This window comes from Martinezella calliandrae (assembly GCF_030272695.1).
GTDB classification, from domain to species: Bacteria; Pseudomonadota; Alphaproteobacteria; order Rhizobiales; family Rhizobiaceae; genus Rhizobium; species Rhizobium calliandrae.
Genome location: NZ_JARFYN010000269.1, coordinates 1 through 215 on the forward strand (window position 1 = coordinate 1; position 215 = coordinate 215).

The 215-nt window shown below is 65.6% G+C and carries 1 protein-coding gene; it reads left to right on the plus strand.

Translation table 11 applies throughout. The features are described 5' to 3' along the window. Positions 1 to 215: hypothetical protein (locus PY650_RS37070; RefSeq protein WP_285885095.1), on the plus strand; the 215-nt coding region annotated here is incomplete at both ends.

Sequence of the window (215 nt, forward strand, 5' to 3'; positions counted from 1 at the left end):
CAGGTTCTTGAGGATGCAGCACCACAGCTGATGCTTTGCGATGCGGCCGGCCGCGCAGCCCTCGGCGCCGCCGCACTTGCCGATCTGACGCTGGTCGATCTGGAGACCGCCACCCCGGCCTTGGCGAAACTACCCGCTTCCGATCCAGACCCCCGCGCCCTTGGCCTTACCGCACGCCATCTCGCCTATATCATCTATACCTCCGGTTCCACCGG